5 protein-coding genes and 1 pseudogene are annotated in these 6,233 nt (G+C 69.5%); 4 read left to right on the top strand and 2 right to left on the bottom strand.

Annotation, left to right across the window (positions count from 1 at the left end):
* From R1101_RS26825 to R1101_RS0114150, 3 genes and pseudogenes are all read left to right on the top strand, one after another.
* A pseudogene (locus tag R1101_RS26825) lies at positions 1–874 on the top strand (acetyl-CoA acetyltransferase); the annotation flags it as partial.
* The gene (locus R1101_RS0114155) at positions 871–1,665 is read left to right on the top strand and encodes an enoyl-CoA hydratase/isomerase family protein (protein WP_016934066.1); all 795 of its coding nucleotides are present in this window, start codon (positions 871–873) and stop codon (positions 1,663–1,665) included. The pseudogene R1101_RS26825 and the gene R1101_RS0114155, both read left to right, overlap by 4 nt.
* Before the next feature lie 2 nt (positions 1,666–1,667).
* Positions 1,668–2,822, top strand: coding sequence for an acyl-CoA dehydrogenase family protein (locus R1101_RS0114150; RefSeq protein ID WP_016934065.1), 1,155 nt, complete (start codon positions 1,668–1,670; stop codon positions 2,820–2,822).
* Between the two features lie 258 nt (positions 2,823–3,080).
* On the opposite strand, the gene R1101_RS0114140 is transcribed toward R1101_RS0114150, so the two are convergent.
* Both R1101_RS0114140 and R1101_RS0114135 read right to left on the bottom strand, forming a co-directional pair.
* A complete protein-coding gene (locus R1101_RS0114140) occupies positions 3,081–4,874 on the bottom strand; it encodes an ABC-F family ATP-binding cassette domain-containing protein (RefSeq protein WP_016934063.1) in 1,794 nt (597 codons plus the stop codon).
* Between the two features lie 52 nt (positions 4,875–4,926).
* A complete protein-coding gene (locus tag R1101_RS0114135) occupies positions 4,927–5,862 on the bottom strand; it encodes a 4-(cytidine 5'-diphospho)-2-C-methyl-D-erythritol kinase (RefSeq protein ID WP_016934062.1) in 936 nt (311 codons plus the stop codon).
* 90 nt (positions 5,863–5,952) lie between these two features.
* Here R1101_RS0114135 and R1101_RS0114130 point away from each other — a divergent pair, with 90 nt between their 5' ends.
* A complete protein-coding gene (locus tag R1101_RS0114130; RefSeq protein ID WP_016934061.1) occupies positions 5,953–6,219 on the top strand; it encodes a hypothetical protein in 267 nt (88 codons plus the stop codon).
* Positions 6,220–6,233 lie beyond the last annotated feature (14 nt).

Raw genomic sequence — 6,233 nt, 5'->3', positions numbered from 1 at the left:
GCGACGTACCGCCGACGACATCCGCACCATCGCCGGCAAGAACCGTCTCGTCACCGACCCGTACCCGCTGATGGTCAACGCGATGCCGTTCGTCGACCAGGCCGCGGCCGTGGTCGTCACCTCGCTCGCCGTGGCCCGCGAACTCGGTGTCCCCGACGACCACCTGCTCTACGTGTGGGGCGGAGCCGGCGCGACCGAACCGTCGGACGTGCTGGCGCGTGGCGACTTCGGACGCTCCGCCGCACTCGACGACGCGTTGCGCCGCACCCTGACGGCGACCGACCTGCGCCCCGGCGACTTCGACATCATCGACGCCTACAGCTGCTTCCCCGTGGTGCCGAAACTGCTCGTCGAGCAGCTCGGCCTCCCCCGCGACACCGTCCCGTCGGTGACCGGCGGCCACTCCTTCTTCGGCGGACCGCTCAACAGCTACACGCTGCACTCTGTGGTGTCGGTGGCCGGGCGCCTGCGCCGGGACGGCGAGCTCGCCCTCGTGCACGGCAACGGTGGCTACCTGACCTACCAGCACGTCGTGGTCCTCGGTTGTGCCCCCCACACCGACGGCTACGTCGGCGACCCGGAGCACGTGTTGCTCGAACCGTCCGCACCCGAGGCAGCGACCGACTACAGCGGCGAAGTCCAGATCGTGACGGCCACGGCAGAATTCGGTCGCGACGGCAACCCGTCGGTCGGTTTCCTCGTCGGCCTCACCCCCGACGGCCGGCGCGTCTCGGGCCGGACCGACGCCGCCGGCGCCGCGGTTCTCGCCGCCGGCGCCGACATCGTCGGCGAGACCGTGCACGTCACCGACAACGGCGGTCACCTGACCGTCACCCGCATCGAGCACCTGTCCCCCGAGGAGCCCCGGTCGTGAGCGAACCCGTCGTTCTCGTCGAGAAGCGCGAGCACGTCCTGCTCGTCACCATCAAGCGCCCCAAGGCGGCCAACAGCATCAATGCCGAGGTGCACCGGGCGCTCGGTGAGGCCTGGGAACGCGCCGAATCCGAACGCGGCGTGCGCGTCGTGGTGCTCACCGGCGCCGGCGACGCCGTCTTCTGTGGCGGCGCGGATCTCAAGGCACTCGGCACCGAGGGACCGGACGGGGTCACTCCACCCGAGACCGCACACTGGGGTTTCGCGGGTGTCGTCAAGCACCACATCTCCAAACCCGTCATCGCGGCGGTCAACGGCACCGCGCTCGGCGGCGGCACCGAACTCGCCCTCGCGAGCGATCTCGTCGTCGCCTCCGACACTGCCGAATTCGGGCTGCCCGAGGTGCACCGCGGCCTGATCGCCGGAGCCGGCGGGGTGTTCCGCATCGGCCAGGCGATCCCGCGCGCCGTCGCGATGGAACTGGTCCTGACCGGCAAGCCGATGTCCTCCGCCGACGCCCTGCGCTGGGGACTGGTCAACCGGGTCGTCCCGCAGCCCGAGGTCCTCGACACAGCCCTGGCCCTCGCGGCCGACATCGTTGCCGGCGCACCGCTCGCAGTGCAGGCGAGCAAGACCGTCGCCCGCGGCATCATCGACGGCAACGTTCCCGCCGAGGACCAGGCATGGGAACTGACCGGCAAGGCGCTCGCGCGCCTGACCACCAGCGCCGACACCCTCGAAGGCGTCATGGCCTTCATGCAGAAGCGCGCACCCGTCTGGAAGGGCGAATAGCGATGACCACCACCGAAGTGATCCGCTGGGACACCGACGAGCAGAAGGCACTGCGTCGGCTCGCGGCCGATTTCACCCGCAAGGAGATCGTCCCCCACCTCGACGAGTGGGAACGCGCCGGTGAGATCCCCCGCGAACTCCACCGCAAGGCCGCCGATGCAGGTCTGCTCGGCGCCTCGGTCGCCGAGGAACACGGCGGCTCGGGCGGCACCGCGCTCGACATGCTCGCGATCCTCGAGGAGATCATCCTCGCGGGCGGCTCCTCGGGGCTGATCTCGGCGCTGTTCAGCCACGGCATCGCGACCCCGCACATCGTCGCGTCCGGCAACGCCGATCTCATCGAGCGTTTCGCGCGACCGGCACTCGAGGGCCGGATGATCGGCTCGCTCGCGATCTCCGAACCGAGCGGCGGATCCGACGTCGCGAACATCCGGACCACCGCGCGCCGCGAGGGCGACGAGTACGTCATCAACGGCGCGAAGCTCTACATCACCTCGGGCACGCGCGCCGACTTCGTCACCACCGCGGTCCGCACGGGCGATGCCGGTGCCGGCGGCATCTCGCTCGTCGTCGTCCACACGGACACACCGGGTTTCACGGTATCCCGCAAGCTCGACAAGATGGGCTGGCTGTGCTCCGACACCGCCGAGCTGTTCTACGACGACGTGCGTGTGCCCGCGAGCAACCTGATCGGCGCCGAGAACTCGGCGTTCGGCCAGATCGCGCAGCAGTTCCAGGGTGAGCGGCTGTCGCTGGCGTTCCAGGCCGTCGCCACCGCGCAGCGCAGCTTCGATCTGACCGTCGAGTGGGTCAAGTCCCGCGAGACCATGGGTCGTCCGCTGTCGAAGCGCCAGGTGGTGCGTCACCGTCTCGCCGAGCTCGCCACCGAGATCACTGCGGCACAGACGTTCTGCCGCTCCGTCGCCGAACGGTGGGTCAACGGCGAGGGCATGCTGCTCGAAACCTCGATGGCGAAGAACAACGCCGTCAAGGTGTGCGATCACGCCGTCATGGAGGCGGTGCAGCTCGCGGGCGGTATCGGCCTGATGCGTGAGAGCGAGGTCGAGCGACACTTCCGCGACGCCCGCGTCCTCGGCATCGGCGGTGGCACCAACGAGATCATGAACGAAATCATCGGCAAGCTGCTCGGCCTGTAGGTCTCCACCCGAACTCGGGGGAGGATATGTGCGACTTTCCTTGCGGAAGCGCACATATCCTCCCCCTATTCGTTTCAGTCACGCGCACGGAGCATCTCCAGAACGACGACGACCACCACGGCGACACGCGCGAGCCGGGAGTTCGGGAGAAGCCTCGACCTACCGGATGTTCCGGTGACGGACATGAATCCTCCTGATGAGCGTTGTTTCTGACGACGCCCATCCTGTGACCGCGAGCCGACTCGAGGTCACAGGAATTCAGTCGAGATCTTCGGCGAGCTCCATCCACTGCTCCTCGGCCGTTTCCTTCTCCGCGACCACCTCGCGCAACTGCGCATCGAGCTTCTGCAGACGGTCGGGATCGGTCGCCGCCTCCGCGAGGTCGTGGTGCAGCTTCTCCTCCTTCTCGGTCAGCTTCGCGACGAGACGCTCGAGGCGGGACAGTTCCTTGCGTGCGGCACGTTCCGCGGCACCGTCACGTTTCTTCGGCTGTTCTTCGGCGTCAGCGGATTTCGCGACGGTCGACGCCACCGACGGCACGTCCCCGTCGCCCATGGCTGCGCGCCGGCGCAAGTACTCCTCGATGCCACCGGGAAGATTGGTGAGCCGGCCGTCGCCGAACAGTGCCCACGTCGAATCACAGATACGTTCGACGAGGTACCGGTCGTGGCTGATGACCACGAGGGTTCCCGCCCAGCCGTCGAGCAGGTCCTCGAGCTGCTGGAGGGTATCGATGTCGAGGTCGTTGGTGGGCTCGTCGAGGAGCAGCACGTTCGGCTCGGCCATGAGTACGCGTGTCAGCTGCAGGCGGCGACGCTCACCACCGGACAGGTCGCCGACCGGGGTGCGCTGACGGGCCGGCGTGAAACCGAGCCGTTCGGCGAGCTGACCGGCGGAGATCTCCTTGTCGCCCAGCGTGATCCGCTCCGCGACCTCCTGGACGGCCTCGAGCACCCGCATGTCGGTGGGCAGGTCGTCGAGTTCCTGCCGCAGCCAGCCGATCTCGACGGTCTGGCCCTGGACGCGACGTCCCCGGGCCGGTTCCAGTTCACCCGCGAGCGTGCGCAGCAGGGTCGTCTTGCCCGAGCCGTTGACGCCGACGAGACCGATCCGCTCGCCCGGACCGAGACGCCAGGTGAGGTCGCGGACCAGTTCGCGTCCGTCCGGGGTGGTGAGGGTGGCGTCCTCGAGTTCGATGACGATGCGGCCGAGACGGCGCTTCGCGAACGACGCCAGCGCAACCGTGTCACGCGGCGGCGGCACGTTCGCGATCAGCGCCTCGGCGGCCTCGATCCGGTACTTCGGCTTGGACGTGCGGGCGGGGGCACCGCGACGCAGCCACGCGAGCTCCTTGCGGGCGAGGTTGCGGCGCCGCTCCTCCATCGCGTCGGCCTGACGAGAGCGCTCGGCACGCGCGAAGATCCAGTCGTTGTAACCACCCTCGTAACTCTCGACCCGGCCGTTCACCACTTCCCAGGTGCGGGTCGCGACGGTGTCGAGGAACCAGCGGTCGTGGGTGACGACGACGAGGGCGCTGCGCCGCGACAGCAGGTGCTCGGCCAGCCACTGCACACCTTCGACGTCGAGATGGTTGGTGGGCTCGTCGAGGACCAGCAGGTCGAGATCGCGGACGAGGGCGGCCGCCAGAGCCACCCGGCGACGCTCACCACCGGACAGGCCGTCGACGACCGCGTCGAGACCCAGATTGTCGATGCCGATACCGGTGAGCACCGAGCGGATGCGGGCATCACCCGCCCACTCGTGCTCGGCCACGCCGAGCGGGCCGAGGACGACCTCACCGACGGTCGATCCTTCCGGCAGCCCGCCGCGCTGGGTCACGACGGCCATGCGGAGACCGCCTACGCGGCTCACGCGGCCCGAGTCGGGTTCCTCGATACCGGCGAGCACCTCGAGCATCGTCGTCTTGCCGCCGCCGTTGAGGCCGACGACCCCGATCCGCTCCCCCTCGTTCACGCCGAGGGAGACAGAGTCGAGCAGCGGCTTGATGCCGAAGGACTTCGACACCTGTTCGAGGTTGATCAGATTCGCCACGTGGAGCAACGCCTTCCGAGAATTGCGGGGATGTACTGCGGGAGCAGCGGGATCAGGGGTGGGCGGGATCGGCAGCGTCGACGACGCGGGCGCCGGGCACCGGGCCGGACGCGACCCGCACCGTGCGGCACACACCCGCACCGGCGAGTTCGGCGCTCACCGTGACGGCGGCGTGCTGGTCCTCGACGAGGAACGCGCAGGTCGGGCCGGACCCGGAGACGATGCCTGCCAGAGCGCCGGCCTCGACACCCGCCCGGAGCGTGCGCCGCAACAGGGGGTCGAGCGACAGGGCCGCGGCCTGCAGATCGTTGCCGAGCAGCGGCGCGAGTTCGCGGGCGTCGCCGGAGCCGAGCGCGGAGAGCACCGCGTCGGCGCTGCCGAGCCGGTGGGGTTCGCCTTCCGCGCGCAGACGGTCGAGCTCGTGGAAGACGACGGGAGTGGACAGGCCGCCCTTCGCGAGGGCGAGCACCCAGTGGAAGGTGCCGCGGGTGAGAACGGGGACGAGTCGCTCGCCCCGCCCCGTTCCGATCGCCGTTCCGCCGTGCAGGCAGAACGGCACGTCGCTCCCGAGCCGGGCGGCGAGATCCGCGAGATCCTCCCGCGACGCCCCGATCCCCCACAGCGCGTCGAGCGCGACGAGCGTCGCAGCCGCGTCGGCACTGCCTCCGGCCATCCCGCCTGCGACGGGGATGCCCTTGTCGATCGTGATCGCCACGTCGGGGGTGCGTGCGGCCCGCTCCGCCATCATCTCGGCGGCGCGCCAGGCCAGATTCGTCGAGTCGGTGGGTACCGCATCGGCGTTCGCTCCGCGCACCGTCACGCTCAGGGTATCGGCGGGGACCACCGACACCTCGTCGTACAGGGACAGGGCCTGGAAGACAGTGTGCAGGTCGTGGTAGCCGTCGGGACGGAGGTCGCCGACCGCGAGATGCAGGTTGACCTTGGACGGGACCCGCACTGTCACGGGGGTCGGCACGACGGAAAGCACGAGTACAGAGCTTACTCGGGATACGGAAGCTTCCCGACCGCCGCGGCCACGCTCTACGATCGGGCGACTCGTGAACACTGTGGAGGAAATATGACTCGATCTGTACGCAATGCAGTCGCCGTCTGCGTCATCGCCGCGGCAGCTTCGCTGGGAACCGCCGGCGTCGCCTCGGCCGAACCGGCTCCGCCGCGCGTCTGCTCGCTCGGCGACCTGGTCCTGCGCTCGCTGAATCTCGTGGACTGCGTCAATCCGCCCACCGGCTCCGCCGGAGTGGCGACCGGTTCGGCCGACTCCACAGGATCGTCGACCGGCTCGTCCGGCCTGGGCATCACCGGTTACGGGGCGATGATCGGCTGACCGGACACAACGAA

The sequence above is a fragment of the Rhodococcus sp. R1101 genome, from assembly GCF_000278445.1.
GTDB lineage: Bacteria > Actinomycetota > Actinomycetes > Mycobacteriales > Mycobacteriaceae > Rhodococcus > Rhodococcus gordoniae.
The sequence above is the reverse complement of the archived record's forward strand: the minus strand, read 5'-3'. Positions and strand labels throughout refer to the sequence as shown.

Bases quoted from the DNA above. Each gene is read 5' to 3' on its own strand.
- R1101_RS0114150 (WP_016934065.1), top strand. From the start codon at position 1,668: ATGACCACCACCGAAGTGATCCGCTGGGACACCGACGAGCAGAAGGCA.
- R1101_RS0114130 (WP_016934061.1), top strand. From the start codon at position 5,953: ATGACTCGATCTGTACGCAATGCAGTCGCCGTCTGCGTCATCGCCGCG.